Genomic DNA, 24,465 nt, shown 5'->3' with positions numbered 1-24,465 from the left:
CCTCATATATTTTTAATATTTAATTTATTTCTTTTTTTCAACTTACAAATAAAAAATCCATCCATTTTATTGGTATTAGGCAATATTTGAATAAAACCTTCTTTTAAACTCTCCGATTCTATGTTATTTAAATCTATCCTTTCCATTTGAAAATCACGGTTTTCAGATAAAAACCTCTTCACTATATCCATATTTTCATCTTTAAACATCGTACATGTAGAATAAATTAAAATACCATTTTCTTTCACATATTTTGAAGCATTTTTTAATATATTTAACTGAATCTCAGGTAGTTTTTCAATATCCTCTTTATCTTTGTATTTTATCTCCGGTTTTCTTCTCACTATGCCCATGCCAGAACAGGGCACATCACAAAGTACATAATCAAATTTTTCTATATTTTCCTCATCTAAGATTAGTGCATCCTGTAATCTTGTATGTATATTTGACAATTCCAATCTCTTGGCATAATTATTTATAAGAGCCATTTTATGTTCATATATGTCTTGCGAAATCACTTCTCCCGTATTTCTCATTATTTCAGCAATATGTGTTGTTTTGCCGCCAGGAGCGGCACAAATGTCTAAAACGCGAGAGTTTTGTCTGGGATTCATACATAACCCCACCATCATAGAGCTTATATCTTGAACACTTATATATCCCATTTTAAATAATCTATTATTATCTATATTTTTAAAATTAACAAGCTCTAGGGCTATATCTATGCCACTAACACATTTTGCCTCAATATTACATTTTTTAAATTCATCAATAATATACGATTTTAATTCATTAAATGATAAAAATTCATCAACTTTATTTATATTTATTCTGACATATATTTTCGGCTTTTCAGATAATGACCTGATTATTTCTCTTGTCTTTTCAAATCCATATTCTTCAACTAATTTTTCTACTATCCAAGTATTATAAGAATACTTTATCGACAAATTATCAATTGAATTTTCATCAATATATGTAACATCACTTTTTCTGGATATATTTCTAAGTACTGCATTTACAAAATTTGATGATTTCCTATCAACTTTTTTTATCATATTTACAGACTCATTTATGGCTGCATAGTCAGCAACTCCATCTAAAAACAATAATTGATAAACTCCCATTCTCAATACTACTTTAACACAGTGAGACATCTTTCTAACCTTGATTTTAGAAACTTTATTAATTATATAGTCTATATACCTCTTATTCTCTATTACACCATACACCAGTTCAGTAATAAAACCTTTATCTATATCATTTAAATTGCTTTTCCTTAAAAAACTATTTAAAGAAGTGTTTGAATAATTTTTATTGATTTCTACATCCATCAATATATTATACGCTATATCTCTTGCTGACATTTTTATCCCCTTACAACTATTTATTTTATAATAACGATATGACTATACGTAATACGTATAGTCATATCTAAATTTATTAATCTCTATCTCTTGCTATTAGTATCAACCTTAATAACTGAAGAGCCGATGACAATGCTGCTGCAACATAAGTAAGAGCAGCTGCTCTTAGCACAGTAGTTCCTTGTTTTTTTTCTTCTGGCCCTAAAATCCCCAGAGTTTCCAGTTGAGCTAATGCTCTACTTGACGCATTAAATTCTACCGGCAGTGTAACGATCTGAAATATTACCGTTGCCGAAAATAAAATTATTCCTATCCATAGCAAATCTCTAATAAAAAAGAACCCTGCCATAATTATAATCCAAGATAATGAAGATGCAAAATTGACAACCGGCACTATAGCACTTCTAAATAACATTGGGGCATATGATACCTGATCTTGTATAGCATGACCACATTCATGAGCTGCGACACTTACAGATGTTATTGATGTACCATAATATACCTCTTTTGAAAGACTAACGGTTTTATTTCTAGGATCATAATGATCTGTCAAATTACCTTCCACAGCATATACAGGAACACTTCTCAGACCATTGTGATCCAATATTCGCCTTGCGACTTCCTGACCTGTCATTCCTTTTGATGCTCTAACCTCAAAATATTTCTTTGTTGTTGTGTTTACTTTTATAGAAGCATACATTGAAAGCAATATAGCTGGTATAAGTATTATAAAAGTCGGATCGTAAAAACCATAAAACATAATTTCACCTCATCACTCAATAATATATATTCACTAATTAAACAATATAATTATTTTTTTCATAATTACATAGTCAATTATCTAAGTATACTTCCTAATTCTATACTATTACCCTTAATAAATTCTGAAACTGGCATTCTTTTTTTATTTGGCATTTGAATTTCTTTTATTAGCAAACATTTATCATTGCAGGAAACCAAAATACCATCTTTATCTACTTTTATTACTTCTCCAACAGTTTTAGAGCTATTTTGATTTATTACCTTTGTTTTCCATATTTTTATCTTCCCATAGTCAGACTCACACCATGCACCAGGCCAAGGTATGGTCCCTCTCACCAAATTATGAATATCTTCAGCCGACTTTGAAAAATCAACATGCCCTAAATTTCTATCCATCATTGGTGCATACGTGGACTCATTATCATTTTGCTTTGTTCTTGTATAATTTCCACTTTCTATATTTCTAACGGTTTTAACCAATAGTTCAGCCCCTTCAACCATCATCCAATCATGAAGCTCACCAGCTGTTATTTCATTATCCAATTCGAATTCTTTTACATCTATAATATCTCCAGTGTCAAGTCCCTCATCCATAAACATAATAGTAACACCTGTTTTCTTATCCCCGTTGATAATTGCCCAGTTAATAGGAGCAGCCCCTCTCAACTTTGGAAGAAGGGAAACATGTACATTTATACATCCATATTTTGGTATCTCAAGTAAATTTTTCTTTAATATCTGACCATAAGCTATTACAACAATTAAATCCGGATTTAATCCCTTTAATTCAGCTGTAAATTCCGGAGAGGAAGCTTTTTCAGGTTGAAATATTTTCAAATTGTGTTTTAAAGCTACTTCCTTGACAGGTGAAACGGAAATTTTATTACCTCTACCTTTTGGTCTGTCCGGTTGAGTAACAACACCTACTATATCATGACCATCTTCTATAAGTCTTTCCAGAGTTTTTACCGAAATATCCGGTGTTCCCATAAATATTATACGCATTCTACTTCTCGCCTTTCTCAACTCTTTCCACAAATAATATGCCTTCTAAGTGATCTATTTCATGACAAAACGCTCTAGCCAGGAAATCTTCTGCTTCAATTACCAGACTTTGACCATACCTATTTTGTGCTTGTATCTTAACATATTGTGGTCTTGTTACCTTTCCCACAAAATCCTGAACACTTAAACAGCCTTCTATATCAGTTTGTTCTCCGGTAGATTCTATAATTGCAGGATTTATAAGTTCTATTAGCCCCTCTCCAATATCTACAACCAATACCCTTCTCAATATCCCGACTTGTGGAGCTGCCAATCCTACACCATCTTCTGCATACATTGTTTCTGCCATATCATCAAGTAAGGTATGAAGCCTTTCATTAAAATCAGTTACAGTTTTCGATTTTTTATTTAATACGGGATCTCCCATCTTTAATACATTTCTTATTGCCATTTTATCCTCCTCAAATTTAAAACTATAAATTATCAAATAAAAGAATTTGGATTTAATTCTATATTTATTTCTACTTCTTTGTCAAAGATATCATTATATTTTGTTATACAAATAAATTTTACCATAGATTTTAGATATTTAATATCTATACCATAATCTTTTATAATTATTTGCCATCTATATTTATCCTTTATCATTCTAATAGAGCATTCATTCGGACCTAAAATATTTTTGTCTATACTATAATTCTTCTCATCCATTAAATATTTTATTGTTTCACTAAACTTAAAAGCATTATTCTTTACCATATTAAGATTTTTACCCGAAAAAACAATTCTTAATATGTTATTAAAAGGTTCGTATCCAAATGCCTTTCTAAGGTTTATTTCCTCATTATAAAAACCGATATAATCATAGTTTACAGCATTAGTAATGGCGAAATTTTCTGTATTATATGTTTGAAGTATTACCTTCCCTTCTTTTTCCGATCTTCCTGCTCTTCCTGACACCTGAGTTATCAACTGGAATGTGGTTTCAAAAGATTTGTAATCCGGATAGTTCAGCATCATATCTGCAGATATAATTCCTACTAATGTAACATTTTCAAAATCATGACCTTTGCTAAGCATCTGTGTTCCAACCAGTATATCAGCATCACCTTTATTAAATTTACTTAAAATACTCTCTAGCTTTCCTTTTTTCTTTGTCGTATCCTTATCCAATCTAATAACCTTATTGTTTGGAAAATAATTACTTATTATTTCTTCCACTTTTTCAGTTCCTATTCCTATATTACTTATATGATTTCCTCCACATCCGGGACAAACATCCGGTATTTTTTCCTCATATCCACAATAATGACATATTCCTTTACCATCGTGCTTATGGTTAGTTAGTGAAATATCACAATTTTTACACTTAAACACCTTTCCACAGTCTTTACAAGTCATTACATTTGCATAGCCTCTTTTATTTAAAAAAAGTATAACTTGATTTTTTTCGTGTAAAGTTTTGGATATTTCTGATAACAATTTTTTACTTATTGGAGATGGATTACCCCTATGCAATTCTTCTCTCATATCTACCACTTCAATTTCAGGCATATTCATACTGTTAGCTCTATTCAATAATTTCAATAATTTATATTCTCCATCTAAAGCCAGTTTATAATCGGCAACTGAAGGTGTCGCCGAACCTAAAATAACTGTATTATTTCTCTTGAAAGCCATATATCTGGCAATTTCTATTGTATCGTACTTTGGTGTTTTTTCCGATTTATAACTTGAATCATGTTCTTCATCAATTATTACAAGTCCAAGGGTATCAAATGGTAAAAATATAGCCGATCTGGTTCCAATAACTACTCTTATATTTCCATTCTTTATTTCTCTAAAAATATCATGTTTTTCACCTTCAGATAATTGACTGTGATAAACGCCCACTATATTCCCAAATTTATTTTTTACTCTTGCAATAGTTTGAGGTGTGAGTGCTATCTCGGGAACTAAAAAAATACTATCCATCCCTTGATTTAAAACATAATTTATTAATTCCAAATAAACTTCAGTTTTTCCACTTCCCGTTACTCCATAAATTAAATATGGTTTTGAATTTCCATCCTCAATTCCTTGTTTTATCGAATTATATACATTCTTTTGTTCATCATTTAATACGACTTCGCTTTGTTGAGTCACATATATAGATTTATTTTTCCTAAAAATAGATTCTTCATCTATTTTTATTAAACCTTTATTCTCCAGACTTTTAATAGTAACATTTGTCACTTCCAACAATTCACTAATTGTTTGAAAATCAGTTCCATCATTTTGTATCAAAAATTCCAATACTTCCCTTTGCTTTGGACCTATTTTTTTATTATTATCTATAAAATCTTTTATGAAATCCACACTCTTTTCCAGATACAAGTATTTCACAAATTTTTCATTTTTACTTTCTTTATATACCCAGGAAATCTTTAATAGTCCTTTTTCTTTCAATTTCATTATAGAATAGTTTGAAAAATTTTCTACGGCAACATCATATTGCAATTCATCATTGTTTAAATAAACTTCATTTAATATTTTTCTCTCTTTATTTGACAAGGATGATTCTTCATCAATTGTCAGCTCTGAAATTGACTTCACAGGAGATATAATTTTTCTAGATGTATAACTATATCCTTTTGGGTAAAATAAATTTAATGCATCATTATATGTACACATATATCTATTCCTTATCCATAAAAGCATTTCTATACTGTCTCTATTTAGCAATGGTTTTTCATCTATAATATCAATAATTTCTTTTATTTTTATTTTACTTATATCGTCAGCCATTATATCATTTTTCTTTTCTACAACTATAGCTTCTATTGGCTTATTCGAATTTCCAAATGGTACACTAATTCTATGGCCCATTTCTATGTCTTTTTCCAAAAAAGAAGGTACTTTATATGTAAATAACATATCTGAAAATTTACCTCTGTTTCTCAAAATAACATCAATATACATTTTGCACCTCCATTCGAAAATTCATTTAAAAATAGGGAAATCAAAAATTTCCCTATCAACTTATATATTCTCTATTTATTCCTATTATCTATTACTTCTTTGATTTTATCTAAAATCAAATTTCCCACTTCTTTTTTCAGAAGCTTTGGATATTCGAAAATATTCCCTTTAGAGTCAATTATTTTAACAATATTTGTATCAGAATTAAATCCGGCACCCGCCTTTGTAAGATCATTAGCAACAATAAAATCCAAATTCTTCTTTTTTATTTTTCTACTTGCATTTTCCAATACGTCATTAGTTTCAGCCGCAAAGCCCACCAAAATTTTATCGCCTTTTATCTTTCCTAATTCATAAGCAACATCTTTATTTCTAGACAATTTAATTACTAAATCATCATCACTTTTTTTTATCTTCTTATCAGAATATGATTTTGGTCTATAGTCAGCAACGGCAGCACTCTGTATAACCACATCATTTTTATCAAACTCTTCAACTAGAGTGTTATAAAGGTCTTCTGCACTCTCTATACCAATAAATTTTTCAATACCTTCCGGAACTTTCAAATTTGTCTTTCCGGATACTAAAGTAACTATTGCCCCTCTTTTTACTGCTTCTTCAGCAATTGCATATCCCATTTTACCGGAAGATCTATTTGTAATATATCTTACGGGATCTATTGATTCAATTGTCGGACCGGCAGTGATTATAATTTTTTTTCCGAAAAAATCCGATTTATTACCTGCTTTATAGCTATTATTGAAAAAATTATCCACATACTCTACAATAATATCAACATCTTCCAACTTTCCTTTCCCTATATCTCCACATGCCAAAAGCCCTGATGTCGGTTCTATAAAATTATATCCATACTTTTCAAGTTTATTTATATTGTCTTGAACAATTTTATTCTCATACATATTGGTGTTCATTGCCGGTGCAATTATAACCGGTGACTTTGTTGCCATTACTGTGGTAGTCAGCATATCATCGGCAATCCCCGAAGCAAGTTTGCCAATAAAATTTGCAGTTGCTGGCACTATTAAAAAAGCATCTGCCTTTTTTGCCAACTCAATATGTTCTACTTCCCAAGTTTTTGGCTCTTCAAACATATCACTTATGACAAAATTATTGCTAAGAGTTTGAAAACTCATAGGTCTTACAAACTCACAAGCAGATTCAGTCATAATAACGTGGATATTGGCACCTAGTTTTTTAAATTTACTTACAACATCACATGCTTTATATGCTGCTATGCCTCCAGTAACACCAACAACTATTGTCTTATTATCTAACATCTAATTCACTTCCTTTAGTTCATAGATTTTATTGAAATTAATCTTGCTCCATCAATTTTCTCTCTTGTTCCAATTTGTGAGCCAATTCTTTTACTTTTATTTCTTCATCCGTTAGAAGCCTATATCCCACCTTGCCATGAATTATTTCTTCACTAGCAACTACAACCGGTTTATCAGTTTCTTTTGCTTCAACCAGTGCTTCTTCTCCATTTACTATTTCTCTAGCTCTCTTTGAGACTGTAGCTATCAGGTAATATCTATTATCTATCTTTTCTACTATATCATTTAACGATGGTTTTAACATTTCTCTAACTCCCTTTCGAACATATCTAAAATTTCATTTTTATATCTTATTACTTTATTCTTTTCGGAATAAACTATTCCATGAATTTCCTCAACGGATTTTTCCACTACATTATTAAATATAAAATAATCATAGTCTCCTAATTTTTTTATCTCATCATAGGCACTATTAAATCTTTTTTCTATCTGTTCAGGCGTTTCTGTACCTCTGCCAACGATTCTATTTTTTAATTCTAAAAGACTTGGTGGCAATATGAATATACATACTGCTTCCGGATACGCCTTCTTGACTTGCATGGCACCTTGCATTTCAATTTCAAGAATTACATCATTCCCTTTTTCAAGTTCATCAAAAATGGCTTTCTTAGGCGTTCCATAGTAATTGTCATAAATACTGGCATACTCTAAAAATTCGTTATTATTGATCATCTCTTCAAAATCTTGCTTTGTTTTATAATAATAACTAATACCTTCTATTTCACCTTCTCTAGGTTTTCTAGTAGTAGCAGATATGGATAATTTAACATTTTTATTTTTTTCCAAATACTTTTTGCAAATCGTACCTTTTCCAGTTCCGCTTGGTCCGGAAAGCACCAACAGCAAACCTTTTTTATTAATCATAATATCCTCCATCTACTCAACATTTTGAATTTGTTCCCTAATCTTTTCCAATTCAGATTTTATATCAATTACTAAATTAGTAATATTAATATTTGAAGCCTTTGAACCTATAGTATTCGTTTCTCTATTCATTTCTTGTATTATAAAATCCATTTTTCGACCTATGGATTCATCTAAAATAATTGTATTCCTCAATTGGACAATATGGCTTTTAAATCTAACTATTTCTTCTGTAATACTAGATTTATCAGCGAATATAGCAACTTCCTGAGCAAGTCTATATTCATCTACAATACCGGGATCTTCTAGTAAATCAGCTATTCTATTTTGTAATTTTTCTCTATAATCAATTTCTACTGTATAAGCCAATTTCTCAATTTCCAATATATTTTTTTCCAGCAAATAAGATCTTTCTAATATATCGGTTTCCAATTTTTTACCTTCAATATACCTCATTTCACATAGCTTTTTCATGCAATTTTCTGTAGCTTCAGCTAGCATTTTCCAAAGAATTTCTTCATCTTCCTCACTTTCTGAAACCGTTACAACATCTGGAAATCTGGCAATATCCCTTATTCTTATCTCTTGTGATATATCAAAATCTTCTTTTATTTTTGTTAATACACTAAAATACTGCGTTGCTAATTCTCTATCATAGTTTAAGCAAGTTCCAGTACTATTTAAAGTTTCTAATTTCACAAAAATATCAACTCTACCACGATTTAAATAATCTTTTATTAAAAGCCTTAATTTATCTTCTAAAAAAAGAAATTTTCTCGGTAATCTGGGATTAATATCTAAATATTTATGATTGATTGTTTTACACTCAATTGATATACTATAATCCTCATTTTTGTATTCACCGATTCCGAATCCAGTCATACTTATAGCCATAATAATTCTCCAATTCTTTTTAATTAAATATTAGTCTACCCTACATTATAACATACGTACACTGAAAATAAAATACCAGTAAATCCTTTATAATCAATATTTCTTCTTATATATCAACATATATGTTACACACTGATAAATGAGAATCTATAAATTCGTATAGCGAGAATTTTATTTTTCTTATTTAAAATAATAGCGTTGAAAGTAAACTATACATTTTTGTCAACTGTACCGACAATTATAAAATATTTACTATCAACGCTAAACATTATATAAACATAAAATACTACTTTAAATCATTATTGTTTTAATTATTTAATAAACACATGATTAATATCTTCATATCCGTATTTATTCTGTAATTCATTTAATTCATCAACTGTTTTAATAAGTATAGGTCGTTTTGATTTTGCACTAAAAGGTGATATAATAATATTATTAAAAAATGACTTGTCTGATTGATATATATAACCACTTGAATCAGGATATAATTTTTTGACAATTTTTTCAGATGTATCAAATCTATTCTTACCTGATATCCTATTAATTTGTACTTTCTTTTTATCTAATTGTGAATATACATCCTTTGAAATTGTATTATAACCCCCAATAGCCAATATTTGAGAGTTTTGATTTATTAAATCGTAATTACACATAGGTATCTGAGATTTTCCAGTCAACAAAATAGGTATTTTTTTATCATAGGAATAAGTTGAAATAGACGATATATCATTAAAATTCTGACCACTAAGCAAAATATACTTATTATCCGTTTTGATTTTTTGGGCTATATTCTTTGATGTTTCATATCTATTTTGTCCTGAGCAATCAAATATATTATATCCTTTTTCCGATAATTCAGTTAATATAGATTCACTTATCCATTTTTTCCCGGATGCAACATATATATTTTCCGCCTTTAATCTACTCAACTCTTCTAATAAATCTTTACTAACTTTATCTTTGTGCGATAACAGTATTGGGGCATCAAAATATCCGGCTAAACCAGCTGCCAATAATGAATCCGGTATACTCTCATCCCCTATCAGCACAATGTTTTTTGATCTACCAAATGTCCTTCTAGATATTCCAACTGCAGATTTTATTTTACTATTATCGTCCATATATAAATTATCTGTTTTCAAATCTATACTTACATTATTTGCTTCTTCACATATTTTAATTATTTTTTCTTGAATATTTTTATTTGTCTTAAATACTATACTACTTTCTCCGTAATATAAAGTTCCTATAAACATATCGCCACTTTTTTCTTTAAGTAATCCAATTTTGAAATTATCTCCCACAAGCATAAAAGGATACCCTTTTATCTCATAAGAATTACTTATAACAGAAAAAGTGGCATTATTGATTTCCTTTAAGATCAATTCCCTGTATCTATTTTTGTTAAGTTTATATGGGTATCTACCCAAATCATAGCTGTACCCTAAAAATTTACTTTTTTTCACTTTTTCTATTATGGTATTTTTTAAATTACTTTCTTTTTTATCTGCTTCATTTGCCACCACATAAGACATATTAGATGCCAATACTACTAATGAAATTGATACAGATAACATTTTTTTCGTATTCATAAAAACCCCTCCTAATTTGTGAAATATAATTAAATTTTCCTACATGCTTCTTAAACAAATGATAACATAAATCAATGTATATTAAAAGGGTTTTCAGGCTATTAAGACGTATTTCAAATCATTTTAAAATATATTTTTATCTAATAAAACTTAGTTAATTCTTTCAAGAAATATTTTTAATTCATTCATAAATTTTTTTGGTTTACAATTTACAAAGCTATGTGTAGATTCTTCAAAAATATGAGTGTAGGTATCTTTTATATGACTTTCGAGATATTCTACAGTTTCAGGATTAATTAACGAACCGGGATGAGCAAAAAACAATCCTGTTGGAATATCTATTTTTTTTATAGATTTTCTAAAATCTTCATAGCAAAGAGAAAACCACATTGCTGTAATTGAATAGTATGAATTTTTGCTTAAATCGATTTCTATCATTCTTTTAAGAGCTCTATCATTTTTTTCATTTAAAGACGGATCTATCGCTTTATATAGCTGCATATATGCTTCTGTTAAATCATCAAAATGAAGTGCCATGGTTTCTAGCACATCATCTTTGCTATATTTACCATCCAAAATGCCATACTTCCATTCGTTATCACATGTCATTTTTGGTGTCATATCACATATTACTACTGCTGAAATGTTATTTGTCCCAAATAATTCAATATATTTGTATAACACTGAAGCTCCCATCGAATATCCTACCAATATTACATTTTTTAATTCCAAATATCCGATTAAATCATATAAATCATTTGCCAGATGCTTCAAAGATATTTTCTTTTCCGGTTTTTCTGAATTTCCAAAGCCTCTATGATCATACACTACTCTTCTATACCCTTCCAAATTTTCGAATGTATAATCAAAATCCGTATGATTTGATCCCCATGCATGCAAAAAAACTATTGGTTTGTCATCAATATTTCCGCTATCCTTATAAAAAATTTCCATATTATCCTTATTTTTAAAAAACATATTACTCACTTTCCTTCATTTTTTCCCCTCATTATCTTTATTGTTTAAATATTTCAAATCGATTTTTTTTATTCTACTTTTTATATTTTTTAATATTTCACTATTTTTGACTTTTCTTCTTCACTAGGAGTAATATATATTGTTTTATTTTTTTCATATATTACTAATCCCGGCTTTGCACCAGAAGGTTTTTTCACATTTTTTCTAATAGTATAATCCACCGGAACATTTGAAGACATTTTAGCTTTACTATAATATGCAGCCAACAATGCAGCTTCTCTTATCTCATTTTCATCAACTTTCTTTCCGGCACATTTCAAAAGTACATGAGAACCCGGAATATTTTTCGTATGAAACCACATATCTTCATTATCAGCAAGTCTCAATGTAAGATAGTCATTTTGTTTGTTATTTTTACCCACAATAATTATATTTCCAGCTGATGATATATATTTTAATAACTCAGTATTTGGTTTATTATTTTTCTTTGGAATTTTATATGATTTAATATACCCTTCTCTTATCAATTCTTCTCTAATTTCTTTTAGTTCGACATTACTTTCACAGTTATCTATACTTAAAATCGTATTTTCTAAATACTCTGCCTCTTCCTTATTTCCTATAATTAGTCTGCTTAACTCTTCACTAGCAGTTTTCAATTTATTATATTTTTTAAAATATTTTTGCGCATTTTCAGAAGGGGACAAGTTTTCTTTTAATGAAATCTCTATCTCTTTATTTTCATCATAAAAATTCGCCAATCTTATACTTTTCATACCTTGTTTTATCAAATAAATATATGAAGTGATAAGTTCTCCTTTTATTTTATACTCTTCCGCTTTTTCCGCCTCTTTAAGTTCTTTTTCTTGTTTTTTTATTTTATTATTTATCCTATCAAGTCTTAATGAAATATTTTTTTTCATAACAGAAGATTTCTGTTTTATTCTGTCTTTTATATCTTTCATCTGATAATATTCTTCTACTGCAGTCGACATACTATCATATTTTATTTCCTTAAAATTTTCATATACCGATAATTTAATAGAACTAAATTCTATTATTTTATCACTATTATCATCTATTATAATGTTTGGGTAATATTCTTTTTTTATCAACATTTCCGACATAGAATTTACTTGATCACAAATTCTTTTATAATCGTATAAAAAACTTTTATTCGCCGGAAGTTCCGGATTTAGCCCTATCCTATGACATATTTCTTTTGCTATTAATGGTGAAAATCCTTGAATATTTGAGTAAATAGCTTTGTATAAACTTCCATCAAATTTCTCAAATCTATCTTTTAAATCCTCAATTTCTATTTTTTTCATAGGATTTAGTTTATCTTGTGAAGGTGGAAGCTCATATTCTATACCTGGCAAAATTTGTCTTAACCTACTAATGCTAAAGGGAACTCTTTTTATAGAATCTATTATTCTGTTTTCGTTTTTGGAAACCAGTATAATATTACTGTGTTTTCCCATAATTTCTATATATAACTCCTTGGTTGTCTTTTCTCTTAATTCATCATAGGAATCCACTGAAATTTTTACTATCCTTTCAAACCCAACCTGTTCAATTCCCACTATTATCCCATTTTGTATATACTTTCTTAAGGTCATACAAAATACGGGTGCTTTTTTAGGATTTTGTTTCTCATATTGATTTGCTAAATAAACTCTGGGATATGATGCACTTGCACTTAAAATTAGTTTATAATTGTCATTTTTCCCCCTTATCTTTAAGCAAATTTCATCTTTTTCCGGTTGATATACTTTATCTATTTTTGAACCTGCCAATATATTGTCTAACTCTCCTGCAAGTGAATTTATTACTACACCATCGAATGACATTTTACTACCTCTTATCTAATTATCTATTTTTTATTTTCAAGTTACTCATAAATAACTACTGAACCTTTGTCTTTCAAGTTATTCACAAATAATTACTGAATCTTCACCATCAAATTCCTTAAATTTCACTTGAACCAATTCATTTTTTGATGTTGGTACATTTTTACCAACATAATCTGCCCTTATAGGTAATTCCCTGTGTCCTCTATCCACAAGAACAGCCAATTGAATAAGTTTTGGTCTTCCATTATCTATAATATAGTCCAATGCCGCTCTTATAGTTCTTCCCGTATACAGTACATCATCTACAAGTACAACTGTTTTATTTTCAACATCTAAATTGAAATTTTCATCTACTGTACTCAATATTTTATCATGAGTTATATCATCTCTATATCTCGTTATATCTATAAAATCACAATCTATCTTTGAATTCTCAATTTGACCTATTTTATCCGCTATCATTTTTGCAAGCGGAATTCCTTTAGACTTTATGCCTATTATATAAATATCTTGTACACCTTTATTTTTTTCTATTATTTCATGGCTAATTCTAGTTACAGCTCTAGACATTGCTTTTTCATCCATAATTCTAGCTTTTTCTAACATACTATCACCTTCTAATTCTATTTTTATGCCCTTAGTTTTTTTAATTCATCACTAAAATAATCGGGAAGTGGAGAAGTAAATTCTATATACTCCTCTGTTGTAGGATGTATAAATCCTAATTTTCTAGCATGAAGCATCTGTCCTTTTAGTTTTGTAAATCTTTTTAAATTATATCCATATAAATTATCGCCAACTATTGGATGCTTCATATAATTACAGTGAACTCTGATTTGGTGTGTTCTTCCAGTTTCTAAAGTAGCTCTCATATATGTAAAACCATTTAAATTTTCTACCACTTTAAAATGAGTTACCGCTCTTTTTCCGCCACTATTTACAACGGCCATCTTCATTCTGTCCTTAGGATTTCTTCCTATTGGCTTATCTACAGTATAATTTTCCCATTCTACATTTCCTGAAACTATCATATCGTATTCCCTTGTAATAGAATGTACAGCGAATTGTTCGGCTAAAAATTGATGGGCGTAATTGTTTTTTGCTATAACTAAAAGTCCCGATGTATTTTTATCTATTCTATGTACTATCCCCGGTCTAATTACACCATTTATCGAAGACAAATTATCACGACAATGATACATTATCGCATTAACCAATGTTTTATCGTAATTTCCGGGTGCCGGATGTACCACCATGCCTTGCTCTTTATTTACAACAAGAATATCATCATCTTCATGAATTATATTTATCTTTATATCCTGGGCTTCTATATTTAGTTCCTCAGGTTCGGGAATTTCAACCTGAACTAAATCATTTAGACACACTTTATAACTGGCTTTTTCCACCTTTGAATTTACAATTATTCTATCTTCCTTAATAAATTTTTGAATAGTGCTTCTGGACATATCTCTATATTGTTCAGATACAAATACATCTAATCTCTTTTTCTCATTTTTATCATCTACAATAAATACATCTATTTCTCGCTCAAAATCTACTAAATCTTTTTTAATCATCATTTACCACCATTTAATGAATTCTTTTTTTCTTCAAAAAACATACATATACAAAGCAATATTGTACCCAAAACTACCAATACATCAGCAAAATTAAACACATAACTCCATATAAATTTAAAATCAAAAAAATCTATAACATAACCAAGTCTGATTCTGTCTATTAAATTTCCTATTGCCCCTGAAATTATCATTGCAATTGAAATCTTTGATAGTTTATTATTCTTTACCTTATGTATATATCCTATACCTACGATTGTGACTAAAATAGCTATTGCCACAAATATGAATTGCTTATTTTGAAATAACCCAAAAGCTGCACCTCTATTTTCTACATATGTTAAATCAAAAATACCTTCTATAATACTTATACTTGAATTTTCTTGAAGCATATTCTGAGATACATATTTTGTTATCTGATCAATTCCTACTAATATAACTATTAATAATTCATACATAATTAAACCTCTTAATATTATTTTACTGGACTTTTTATTTATATACTTATCACTATGATAATATAATTATAAATTAAATAAATAATCTATAAATCATTTATATATCATTTTCCTATGTTACTATAACTTTTTTATGATTTTTCATAATACTATTTAAATTATAACATAAAAGTCAAATTATAACTTTGTATATATGCAATAAAATAGGGCTGCCCCAAAAGTCTTATCTTTTACAATTTATAAAAAGTAAATTATTTGACTAATGAGTTGCCCTCATTTTTATATAAATTAAAAGTTTCTTCCAATAAATCCAATCTTCTCGTACACATCTCTAAGTGTTTTATTAGCCCTGATTTCAGCTTTTTTTGCACCTTTTTTATATATACTTTCTAAATAATCTTTGTTTTCCAATAAATACTTATATTGTTCTCTAATTGGCCTAAGACTTTCCACTACTATTTCAGCCATTTCGCCCTTAAATGCTCCATAACCTTTTTCTTCATACATAGATACTATTTCTTCTACCGGTTTTTCGGTAATTGCCGAATAAATATTAATTAGATTTTTTAATCCAGGCTGTTCATCAGTGTATTTAACTATTCCAACAGAATCTGTTACTGCTCTCTTAATCTTTTTTGCTGTGGTTTCAGCGTCTTCTGCAAGTAATATGAATGCATTTTCATTCGAGTCAGATTTGCTCATCTTCTTTTCCGGTTCCTGTAAACTCATCACCCTTGCTGTTTCTTTTGGATAATATCCTTCCGGAACAATAAAAGTATCAGAGTATTTATTATTGAACCTCATAGCTAAATCTCTAGCTAATTCCAAATGTTGTTTTTGATCATCACCTACCGGAACAACATCCGTTTGATATAGTAGTATATCTGCAGCCATAAGTACAGGATATGTAAATAAACCTGCATTCAGATTTGCCTCACTTTTCTTTGATTTATCTTTATACTGAGTCATTCTATTTAATTCACCCATATATGTCATCGTGCAAAGCACCCAGTTTAACTCTGCATGTTCACGTACATGTGATTGAATGAAAATAGTGTTTAAATCCGGATCTATACCACATGCTATAAACTGTGCTAATAGTTCTATAGTTTGTCTTCTCAATACTTCAGGATCCTGTGGAACTGTTATAGCATGCATATTTACCATACTAAAATAGCATTCAAATTCATGCTGCAACTTAGTCCAACTTTTTAAAGCTCCCAAATAGTTCCCCAAAGTCATCTTACCTGATGGTTGCACACCACTGAATATTACTTTTTTACCCTGTTCATTCATTTTTCTATCTCCTTTAGTTATTGCAATGGTTATATAATTTTATTATATCACTTATTTTAAAATTTTTCCAATATTTTATATTCTTTTTAAAATGCCAAGAACCATATCTTTTGATGTAATAGCAGCCTTTGTAACAAATTCTTCATAAGAAGTATCCGCACTGCTATCGGCTTTGTCAGATATTGCTCTAATAATTACAAAAGGTATATTATTACAATATGCGACATGTGCTATTGCTCCACCCTCCATTTCACAACAATATCCTTTAAATTTTTCTCTAAGTATATTTTTTGTTTCGTTATCAGCAACGAACTTATCTCCAGTCACCACCCTACCCTTATATGCTTTATATTCCGTATCTTCTTCTCGAAAAGCCTCATAGGCTAAATCTATAAGTCTTTTATCCGCAATAAATGTAGAAATTTTCATCCTTGGAATAGTTCCTACCGGGTCTCCCATAGGCGATGCATCAACATCATACTGAATAGCATCAGTTGATATTACTACATCATTTATATTCAGTCCCTTGTGTAATGCACCCGCTACACCCGTATTTATCACCGCATCAACATTAAATTCACTAATTAGAATTTGAGTGCACATAGCGGCATTAACCTTTGCAATACCACATTCCACTACTACAACATCTTTTTTGTATATTGTTCCTTCATTAAATTCCAAACCCGCTATATTTATGGTCTTTTTATTTTCAATCATGGAGTTTAAAACTGAAACCTCTTCCTCCATAGCTCCTATTATTCCTATTTTTTTTATCATCTGTATCCCCTTATTTATCATTGTTTTCTGATTGAATCATCTTTAAATCACATTTTTAATACTCATATCATATAATTTACTATATCAAAAATAATTTAAAAAGCAAAATTCTATAATTAAATCACTAGCTAATAATATCTTGATGATTTACATTGGTATTTGACAATTAGAAAGATATTATTTCACAGCCATCTTCTGTTACTAATATCTGATGCTCCCATTGAGCAGACAAAGAACCATCCATTGTATATGAAGTCCATCCATTTTTTTTGTCAACATACACTTGTGGCCTACCTGTATTTATCATTGGCTCTATAGTAAATACCATTCCCGGAACCATTAACATACCGGTATCTCTTCTTCCCACATGTGATACAAATGGTTCTTCATGAAATTCATTCCCTATACCGTGTCCTCCGAACATTGTAACTACGGAATACCCTCTTTCTTCAGCATATTCTTGAATAGCAGCACCTATATCACCTATATGTCCCCATGGTTTAACCTGAGCAATTCCTATTTCTAAGCATTCTTTAGTGACTTCTACCAGTTTTCTGGCTTCTTCTGTTGTTTCCCCGATAATAAACATCCTGGATGCATCAGAAAAATATCCGTCTTTTATAGTAGATACATCCACATTGATTATATCCCCATCTTTTAATATTATATTTTCATCAGGTATACCGTGACAAACCTCATTATTTAATGATGTGCAACAACTCTTTGGAAACCCTTCATAATTTAATGGTGCCGGAATAGCACCATTTTCAGTAGTATATTTATAAACGAGCTTATCAATATCCTCAGTGCTCATTCCTGCTTTTATATTCTGACTCACATAGTCCAATACTCCTGTATTTACAACAGCACTTTCTTTTATTTTATCAATTTCCATTGGTGTTTTTATAATATATCTATCCGGAACTATATGTCCCTTTAACTCATACTCTTTTATCTTTTCATCAAATTCCATGTGGCATTTTTTATATTTTTGCCCGCTGCCACACCAGCATTTTTCGTTTCTATTCTGCATAATTTTCTCCTTTTTTAATACAAATTCAATAATTATATAATACCACAAAATTGTAGCTATTATCATTACTTTTATAAGTTTACGTCCAATCATAATATTCCACCTTAAAAATTGTATCGTTACATTCTTTTTTTATTTTCAATTGTATTGTTATTTATTGACTTTTTACAACACTACATCTAGAATTGTATTTATTGATACCTTTATCTATTTTTACAATAATAACAATAATAGATAATGCTTCCAGTTATTATATTTATTTCTTGGAAAATACAAAAAATTATATGAAAGGAATTATTTAAAATGAATAAGAACAAAAAACTTCTTAAAATCGTACAGGCTGGTATACTTGCCGCACTATGCTTTATAACTTTTACTTTTTTACAAATTAAGATACCTGTTCCTGGTGGTGATGCAACTTCTATACATTTTGGAAATGTATTTTTAGTACTTGCCGCGCTTTTATTAGGGGGATGGTATGGTGGTCTGGCAGGTGCAATTGGAATGACTATAGCTGATATAATGGATCCCGTATACATACTTGTAGCACCAAAAACCTTTATATTAAAACTTTGTATAGGTTTAATTATAGGAGCAATAGCACATAAATACGCCAAAATTAATGAAAGTCATGATAAAAAATATATACTAAAATGGTCATTAATTGCATCTATAGTTGCAATGGCGTTTAATGTTGTAGCAGATCCTGTTGTTGGTTATTTTTATAAAATTTATTTATTAGGTCAACCAGCTGATGTAGCCACAATACTTGCAAAATTAAGTGCAGGAGTTACATTTTTCAACGCAATCACTACTATTATAATTGCCAATATAATCCACACAGCATTAAGACCTATATTAAAAAACTCAAATTTATTATAATCATTTATTTTGCCCACTCTAAATTTTATATTATAATATAATTGTATATTCACTTTTTACAAATCAAAATATTATTTAGGGAGGGTGAAATTTCAATGAAATGCAAAATTTTCACAAAAAAAACTACTTTGTTTATAATTTCTATCACGCTAATAGCATCAATTTTTTATTTCAATTATAAAAAATCCAGTGATTATATATATGGAGTATTTATCGGTGCAACGGAAGAAAATTTAAGCAATATAAAAAATATTGAAAAATATGATACTGTAGTGGTTGATGCAGCGAATATTTCTTCTAGACAAATAAACAAATTTCACAGAAATAGGCAAAAAGTTTATAGTTATATAAACATAGGATCTATAGAGGATTTTAGATTTTACTATCCTAGCTTTAAAAATATTACACTTAAAAAATATAAAAATTGGAAAGGTGAATACTGGATTGATGTAACCAGGAAAGAATGGAAAAACTATTTTTTGAATAATATTGCTAAATCACTATTTGATAAAAATATAGATGGTTTTTTTATTGATAACGCAGATGTCTTTTACCACTATCAAAATGAAAAAGTGTATTCCAGTCTTATGGATATGTTAAGAGAACTAAAAAATTATAATTTACCAATCATAATAAATGGAGGAGATCATTTCGTAAAAGAAGCCATAAGAAGAAAAGAACACATAAATATAATTGATGGTATAAATCAGGAAACTGTTTTTACTTCAATCGATTTTCAAAATAATAAATTTGGATTTCAAAAAAAGGAAACTACAGATTACTTGCTTGAATATCTGAAATTATGCAGTCAAAATAATATTGATATTTATATTTTAGAATATGCGAAAAATACAAATGTTGACCAAATAAAAAGATACTGTAAGCAAAATGGTTATATCCTATATATTTCAAATACAATTGAATTGGACAGATAAATATAATCAATTATTATATAATACAAAGGGCTATATTACTTGACAAACATTGTCCGGTATATAGCCCCATATTTTTATCTCACAATATAATTCAGTGATTTTAGTATTTCCAAAACCTCTATATTTATATAAAAAAGTATATATAACTATATAATAAAAATATAAATAACTGATTTTTATAATACTTCTACTTCCACATTTTCTCTTTCTTCAATCTGCTTATTTATCTTAGATAGGAAATCAGACATTTTCATTGAACCTAATTCTCCTTCTTCTCTAGATCTGACAGATATCATATCACTTTCACTTTCCTTTTCACCTATAACTATCATATAAGGTATCTTTTCAAGTTGTGCTTCTCTTATCTTAAATCCGACTTTTTCAGCCCTATCATCCAACTCAACTCTTATTCCGTTTTGGAATAGTTCTTCTTTCACTTTATCTGCATAATCATTATACTTATCAGATACTGAAATTACCTTTACTTGACAAGGTGCTAACCAAACAGGGAATTTACCCGCATAGTTTTCAATAAGTATACCTATAAATCTTTCAATTGAACCAAGACAAACTCTATGAATCATTACCGGTCTATGTTTTTCACCGTCTTTTCCTATATAACTTGCATCAAATCTTTGAGGAAGCTGCATATCAAGCTGTATTGTACCACACTGCCAAGTTCTTCCCAAGCAATCCTTCAAATGAAAATCTATCTTCGGACCATAAAATGCACCATCACCCTCATTTACAATATAGTCCATTCCCAGCTCCTCAAGAGCTCCTCTCAATCCATCTTCAGCTATTGCCCATTCTTCGTCAGTTCCCATTGAATCTTCCGGTCTTGTAGACAATTCTACATGATAACTAAAACCAAATTTTGTATAAACTTTGTCTATAAGTTTTACAACGCCCTTTATTTCATCTGTAATTTGTTCAGGTAACATGAATATATGCGCATCATCCTGAGTAAATGCTCTAACTCTCATTAAACCATGTAAAGCTCCTGATAATTCATGTCTATGCACTCTACCTCTTTCAGCGACTCTCATTGGAAAATCTCTATATGAATGCAATTTGCTTTTGTAAAATAACATTGAACCGGGACAGTTCATAGGTTTTATCGCATAATCTTCTTCATCTATTTGAACAGTATACATATTTTCCTTATAATGGAACCAGTGACCGGAAGTTTCCCATAACTTTCTGTTAAGAATAATTGGTGTTTCAATTTCCACATATTTATCTTCTCTATGTATTTCTTCCCAGTATTTCATTAATGCGAGCTTAAGTTCCATACCTCTTGGTAAAAATAACGGAAATCCAGGTCCCTCTTCAGGAATCATAAATAATTCCATTTCTTTCCCAATTTTTCTATGATCTCTCTTCTTTGCTTCTTCTATCATTTTTAGATGGGCTTCCAAATCTTTATTTTTTTCAAATGAAGTACCATATACCCTTTGAAGCATCTTATTATTTTCGTCACCTCTCCAATAAGCGCCTGCTATACTTAATAACTTAAATGCTTTGACCTTTTTAGTTGTATGAAGATGTGGTCCGCGACATAAATCCAAAAATTCTCCCTGTCTATACATGGAAATAACCTCTTCATCCGGAAGATCTTTTATCATTTCAACTTTATAATCTTCTTTTATATCTTCCATTAACTTTATAGCTTCGTCTCTAGGAACTTCAAAACCTTCAATCTTCAAATCTTCCTTCACAATTTTTTTCATTTCCGATTCAATTTTTTCCAAATCTTCCGGAACTAATCTATAATCTAAATCTATATCATAATAGAAACCATTTTCGATAGCTGGTCCTATTGCTAATTTTGCTTCCGGCCAAATTCTCTTAACTGCTTGAGCAAATATATGGGCTGACGTATGTCTAAATACCTCTTTACCTTCTGCATCGTCAAATCTGAAAAAATTAACCTTACAATCTTTATCGATAACTTTATTCAGGCTCTCTAATTTTCCATCAACAGAACCTACTAATACACTTCTAGCAAACCCATCACTAATACCTTTTGCAATATCAAATAATGATGAGCCACTTTCAACTTCCACTATATTACCATCTCTCAACTCAACTTTAATCATCTTTTTTACCTCCATTTTTTCCTATTTTCAAGTTATAGGGGATTTTTTTCAATAAAAAAATCGCCCCGAAAAAATTGGGACGATGTAAATCGCGGTTCCACCCAAGTTGGTATAATAACTTATACCCTCTCGAAAGACTTTAAGGCAGTCAACCGGGTACTTTCACCATAGGCTAATAAACCCTGCTCAAAGGTAGTTTTCAAATTGCTCAATCTTATGGACTTTCAGCCGGCGATCCAATTCTCTGGTAGACGAACTCAATCCTACTCTTCCTTTTTCATAGCACAAATCATTCATTTCTATCATAATATCACAATAAAATACCAATTGCAATACCATCTGTTTTTTTTATTATGTTTCTTAAAGAATAATCGAAAGAATGCCTTGAACTATCCCTATTAAAAAACCAAGTAATAATCCTAAATTTTCAATATGTTTTAGCTCTTTTTTTGAAATACTTAAAATAATATTTTCTAACTCGACTAAATCTAATTTATTAATTTTATTTTCTATCATTTCAGCAATATCTATTCTTGCTATTATCTTCTCCTTTGCAGTAATAACTAGTTCATCAAAACCTTCTTCAAATTCACTATCCACAATTTGATCGACTACCTCAAATACTTTTCCTCTAAAAATAAATGGTATAAAATTGGCCTTTTCCTCTACTACTCTAAAAATTCTATCTTTCAAAACCTGCTTTAATTTTTCCTTGTCCCCTTCCTTTACCATATTCGATATTAATTCATCATAGTCAATAAGCTGATCACCAACTGTTGTTCCAATATTTTTCGCTATATCGGATTTTCTTTTTGGAATCAGTCCAACTATTTCAAAATCTAATATGGGTATTTTAATCGGATTGATTGGTTTAAATAGCATTTTTACTGCCAATACATTTGTCACATAACCAATAATACCTCCGACTATTGCCATAGTCAAAATTTTTATTAAAACTCCATAATCCAACATTTATCTCACCTTTTCTTAGTATATTAAATTTAATCGACTATATACATACTCCCGTAGTCTTTCAAAATACCATCACCAAGAACTATACTTTCCTTTCCTCTATAATCTATAAAATTTAAAATTTCTTTAAAATCCGGATGTGATTTTATATTACCAAAGAAATATACTTTGTTTCCGTATACTGCACTTGCACCTCCGATAAATCCATAGTTCATACCAAATAAGGATATATTTCCCTCCGAAATTTTCAAAACATCAATGCCATTAGATTTCAAAGTATTATATATCCCAGAATCAGATGTTATAAACGATTTTTTATCAACAGCTAGTATTGAACAATTAGAATACCCCTGCTTTACATTAATTTTTTCATATTCTTCTACAACTTCGATTACTTTTTCATCTATATAGTTAAAGTTACCTATTGAATATTTTCCCGAAAAACACAGATTATATCTAACATCTTTTGGATATTTACTATTTAAGTAAGTGTTTCCCGAAATAATCTTTTTATCAATATTATACATACTTAATGCATTATAGTAATAATTATAAGATTCTTTTGAAGCTACAAAAATCTCCCCGTTATAAAATAGAGATATATCAACATGTCCATTAATTGCATTATACACATTATTATTTTTAAAAGAATCTATCAATATAAATCCTTCATCCAAAAGAGACTTCCTTGTCGGATTATCCATTCTATAATCTATAATTGCATATCTCTTTCTTTTTTCCATTATTTCTTTATTCATTTTTGTATATCATTTTCTCCATTCGAAATATAAAA

23 protein-coding genes and 1 other annotated feature are annotated in these 24,465 nt (G+C 29.4%); of the genes, 2 read left to right on the top strand and 21 right to left on the bottom strand.

Annotated features, from left to right (window positions below):
* Window positions 1-2: 2 nt before the first annotated feature.
* The 18 genes from rsmB to HLB29_RS02900 form a co-directional block, all read right to left on the bottom strand.
* Window positions 3-1,367: a 16S rRNA (cytosine(967)-C(5))-methyltransferase RsmB gene (gene rsmB, locus HLB29_RS02985; RefSeq protein ID WP_185623635.1), complete on the bottom strand. Its 1,365-nt coding sequence runs from the start codon at window positions 1,365-1,367 to the stop codon at window positions 3-5.
* Window positions 1,368-1,443: 76 nt separating this feature from the next.
* Window positions 1,444-2,127, bottom strand: a complete 684-nt coding sequence (locus HLB29_RS02980; RefSeq protein ID WP_185623634.1) for a zinc metallopeptidase — start codon at window positions 2,125-2,127, stop codon at window positions 1,444-1,446.
* A gap of 77 nt (window positions 2,128-2,204) precedes the next feature.
* The gene (fmt, locus tag HLB29_RS02975; RefSeq protein ID WP_185623705.1) at window positions 2,205-3,134 is read right to left on the bottom strand and encodes a methionyl-tRNA formyltransferase; all 930 of its coding nucleotides are present in this window, start codon (window positions 3,132-3,134) and stop codon (window positions 2,205-2,207) included.
* A 1-nt stretch (window position 3,135) separates the two neighbouring features.
* Entirely contained in the window at window positions 3,136-3,585 is a 450-nt protein-coding gene (gene def / locus HLB29_RS02970; RefSeq protein ID WP_185623633.1) for a peptide deformylase, read from the bottom strand.
* 32 nt (window positions 3,586-3,617) lie between these two features.
* Window positions 3,618-6,095: a primosomal protein N' gene (priA, locus tag HLB29_RS02965; RefSeq protein WP_185623632.1), complete on the bottom strand. Its 2,478-nt coding sequence runs from the start codon at window positions 6,093-6,095 to the stop codon at window positions 3,618-3,620.
* Between the two features lie 71 nt (window positions 6,096-6,166).
* On the bottom strand, window positions 6,167-7,393 hold the full coding sequence (coaBC, locus tag HLB29_RS02960; RefSeq protein ID WP_185623631.1) for a bifunctional phosphopantothenoylcysteine decarboxylase/phosphopantothenate--cysteine ligase CoaBC: 1,227 nt from the start codon (window positions 7,391-7,393) through the stop codon (window positions 6,167-6,169).
* Between the two features lie 37 nt (window positions 7,394-7,430).
* A complete protein-coding gene (gene rpoZ, locus HLB29_RS02955) occupies window positions 7,431-7,697 on the bottom strand; it encodes a DNA-directed RNA polymerase subunit omega (RefSeq protein WP_185623630.1) in 267 nt (88 codons plus the stop codon).
* The gene (gmk, locus tag HLB29_RS02950) at window positions 7,691-8,317 is read right to left on the bottom strand and encodes a guanylate kinase (protein ID WP_185623629.1); all 627 of its coding nucleotides are present in this window, start codon (window positions 8,315-8,317) and stop codon (window positions 7,691-7,693) included. Before gmk ends, rpoZ begins: the two co-directional genes overlap by 7 nt.
* Before the next feature lie 12 nt (window positions 8,318-8,329).
* Window positions 8,330-9,211, bottom strand: a complete 882-nt coding sequence (locus tag HLB29_RS02945; protein WP_185623628.1) for a YicC/YloC family endoribonuclease — start codon at window positions 9,209-9,211, stop codon at window positions 8,330-8,332.
* A gap of 311 nt (window positions 9,212-9,522) precedes the next feature.
* Entirely contained in the window at window positions 9,523-10,806 is a 1,284-nt protein-coding gene (locus HLB29_RS02940; protein ID WP_185623627.1) for a cell wall-binding repeat-containing protein, read from the bottom strand.
* 150 nt (window positions 10,807-10,956) lie between these two features.
* Complete coding sequence (locus tag HLB29_RS02935; RefSeq protein ID WP_185623626.1) at window positions 10,957-11,784, bottom strand: alpha/beta fold hydrolase; 828 nt, start codon at window positions 11,782-11,784, stop codon at window positions 10,957-10,959.
* Between the two features lie 89 nt (window positions 11,785-11,873).
* Window positions 11,874-13,637 (bottom strand): Rqc2 family fibronectin-binding protein, encoded by a 1,764-nt coding sequence (locus tag HLB29_RS02930; protein WP_185623625.1) that lies wholly within the window; start codon window positions 13,635-13,637, stop codon window positions 11,874-11,876.
* A gap of 78 nt (window positions 13,638-13,715) precedes the next feature.
* Complete coding sequence (gene pyrR / locus HLB29_RS02925; RefSeq protein ID WP_185623624.1) at window positions 13,716-14,246, bottom strand: bifunctional pyr operon transcriptional regulator/uracil phosphoribosyltransferase PyrR; 531 nt, start codon at window positions 14,244-14,246, stop codon at window positions 13,716-13,718.
* Window positions 14,247-14,269: 23 nt separating this feature from the next.
* Window positions 14,270-15,217 carry an RluA family pseudouridine synthase gene (locus HLB29_RS02920; protein ID WP_243155069.1) on the bottom strand — a complete coding sequence of 316 codons (948 nt, stop codon included), beginning with the start codon at window positions 15,215-15,217 and terminating at the stop codon, window positions 14,270-14,272.
* Window positions 15,217-15,693, bottom strand: a complete 477-nt coding sequence (gene lspA, locus HLB29_RS02915; protein ID WP_330604373.1) for a signal peptidase II — start codon at window positions 15,691-15,693, stop codon at window positions 15,217-15,219. Before lspA ends, HLB29_RS02920 begins: the two co-directional genes overlap by 1 nt.
* 270 nt (window positions 15,694-15,963) lie before the next feature.
* On the bottom strand, window positions 15,964-16,971 hold the full coding sequence (trpS, locus tag HLB29_RS02910; protein WP_185623622.1) for a tryptophan--tRNA ligase: 1,008 nt from the start codon (window positions 16,969-16,971) through the stop codon (window positions 15,964-15,966).
* A gap of 75 nt (window positions 16,972-17,046) precedes the next feature.
* Window positions 17,047-17,745, bottom strand: coding sequence for a 5'-methylthioadenosine/adenosylhomocysteine nucleosidase (locus HLB29_RS02905; protein WP_185623703.1), 699 nt, complete (start codon window positions 17,743-17,745; stop codon window positions 17,047-17,049).
* Window positions 17,746-17,914: 169 nt separating this feature from the next.
* Window positions 17,915-18,781: a methionyl aminopeptidase gene (locus tag HLB29_RS02900; protein WP_207719508.1), complete on the bottom strand. Its 867-nt coding sequence runs from the start codon at window positions 18,779-18,781 to the stop codon at window positions 17,915-17,917.
* A 303-nt stretch (window positions 18,782-19,084) separates the two neighbouring features.
* Here HLB29_RS02900 and HLB29_RS02895 point away from each other — a divergent pair, with 303 nt between their 5' ends.
* Both HLB29_RS02895 and HLB29_RS02890 read left to right on the top strand, forming a co-directional pair.
* A complete protein-coding gene (locus HLB29_RS02895) occupies window positions 19,085-19,663 on the top strand; it encodes an ECF transporter S component (RefSeq protein ID WP_185623621.1) in 579 nt (192 codons plus the stop codon).
* A gap of 95 nt (window positions 19,664-19,758) precedes the next feature.
* Window positions 19,759-20,598, top strand: a complete 840-nt coding sequence (locus HLB29_RS02890) for an endo alpha-1,4 polygalactosaminidase (RefSeq protein ID WP_185623620.1) — start codon at window positions 19,759-19,761, stop codon at window positions 20,596-20,598.
* Window positions 20,599-20,774: 176 nt separating this feature from the next.
* Here HLB29_RS02890 and thrS read toward each other — a convergent pair whose 3' ends face one another.
* The 3 genes from thrS to HLB29_RS02875 form a co-directional block, all read right to left on the bottom strand.
* Window positions 20,775-22,700 (bottom strand): threonine--tRNA ligase, encoded by a 1,926-nt coding sequence (gene thrS, locus HLB29_RS02885; protein ID WP_185623619.1) that lies wholly within the window; start codon window positions 22,698-22,700, stop codon window positions 20,775-20,777.
* A 72-nt stretch (window positions 22,701-22,772) separates the two neighbouring features.
* Window positions 22,773-22,990, bottom strand: a binding site (T-box leader).
* A gap of 70 nt (window positions 22,991-23,060) precedes the next feature.
* Window positions 23,061-23,672, bottom strand: coding sequence for a DUF445 domain-containing protein (locus HLB29_RS02880; protein WP_185623618.1), 612 nt, complete (start codon window positions 23,670-23,672; stop codon window positions 23,061-23,063).
* 29 nt (window positions 23,673-23,701) lie between these two features.
* Window positions 23,702-24,430 carry a DUF6873 family GME fold protein gene (locus tag HLB29_RS02875; RefSeq protein WP_185623617.1) on the bottom strand — a complete coding sequence of 243 codons (729 nt, stop codon included), beginning with the start codon at window positions 24,428-24,430 and terminating at the stop codon, window positions 23,702-23,704.
* Window positions 24,431-24,465 lie beyond the last annotated feature (35 nt).

Origin of the sequence: Peptostreptococcus canis (genome assembly GCF_014229965.1) — a bacterium.
Lineage (GTDB): Bacteria > Bacillota > Clostridia > Peptostreptococcales > Peptostreptococcaceae > Peptostreptococcus > Peptostreptococcus canis.
Note: the sequence above shows the minus strand (reverse complement) of the source record. Positions and strands in the feature narration are given on the sequence as shown.

Coding starts and splice junctions, on each gene's coding strand:
- rsmB (WP_185623635.1), bottom strand. CDS start 1,367: ATGTCAGCAAGAGATATAGCGTATAATATATTGATGGATGTAGAAATC.
- HLB29_RS02980 (WP_185623634.1), bottom strand. CDS start 2,127: ATGTTTTATGGTTTTTACGATCCGACTTTTATAATACTTATACCAGCT.
- fmt (WP_185623705.1), bottom strand. CDS start 3,134: ATGCGTATAATATTTATGGGAACACCGGATATTTCGGTAAAAACTCTG.
- def (WP_185623633.1), bottom strand. CDS start 3,585: ATGGCAATAAGAAATGTATTAAAGATGGGAGATCCCGTATTAAATAAA.
- priA (WP_185623632.1), bottom strand. CDS start 6,095: ATGTATATTGATGTTATTTTGAGAAACAGAGGTAAATTTTCAGATATG.
- coaBC (WP_185623631.1), bottom strand. CDS start 7,393: ATGTTAGATAATAAGACAATAGTTGTTGGTGTTACTGGAGGCATAGCA.
- rpoZ (WP_185623630.1), bottom strand. CDS start 7,697: ATGTTAAAACCATCGTTAAATGATATAGTAGAAAAGATAGATAATAGA.
- gmk (WP_185623629.1), bottom strand. CDS start 8,317: ATGATTAATAAAAAAGGTTTGCTGTTGGTGCTTTCCGGACCAAGCGGA.
- HLB29_RS02945 (WP_185623628.1), bottom strand. CDS start 9,211: ATGGCTATAAGTATGACTGGATTCGGAATCGGTGAATACAAAAATGAG.
- HLB29_RS02940 (WP_185623627.1), bottom strand. CDS start 10,806: ATGAATACGAAAAAAATGTTATCTGTATCAATTTCATTAGTAGTATTG.
- HLB29_RS02935 (WP_185623626.1), bottom strand. CDS start 11,784: ATGTTTTTTAAAAATAAGGATAATATGGAAATTTTTTATAAGGATAGC.
- HLB29_RS02930 (WP_185623625.1), bottom strand. CDS start 13,637: ATGTCATTCGATGGTGTAGTAATAAATTCACTTGCAGGAGAGTTAGAC.
- pyrR (WP_185623624.1), bottom strand. CDS start 14,246: ATGTTAGAAAAAGCTAGAATTATGGATGAAAAAGCAATGTCTAGAGCT.
- HLB29_RS02920 (WP_243155069.1), bottom strand. CDS start 15,217: ATGATTAAAAAAGATTTAGTAGATTTTGAGCGAGAAATAGATGTATTT.
- trpS (WP_185623622.1), bottom strand. CDS start 16,971: ATGAATGAACAGGGTAAAAAAGTAATATTCAGTGGTGTGCAACCATCA.
- HLB29_RS02900 (WP_207719508.1), bottom strand. CDS start 18,781: ATGCAGAATAGAAACGAAAAATGCTGGTGTGGCAGCGGGCAAAAATAT.
- HLB29_RS02895 (WP_185623621.1), top strand. CDS start 19,085: ATGAATAAGAACAAAAAACTTCTTAAAATCGTACAGGCTGGTATACTT.
- HLB29_RS02890 (WP_185623620.1), top strand. CDS start 19,759: ATGAAATGCAAAATTTTCACAAAAAAAACTACTTTGTTTATAATTTCT.
- thrS (WP_185623619.1), bottom strand. CDS start 22,700: ATGATTAAAGTTGAGTTGAGAGATGGTAATATAGTGGAAGTTGAAAGT.
- HLB29_RS02880 (WP_185623618.1), bottom strand. CDS start 23,672: ATGTTGGATTATGGAGTTTTAATAAAAATTTTGACTATGGCAATAGTC.
- HLB29_RS02875 (WP_185623617.1), bottom strand. CDS start 24,430: ATGAATAAAGAAATAATGGAAAAAAGAAAGAGATATGCAATTATAGAT.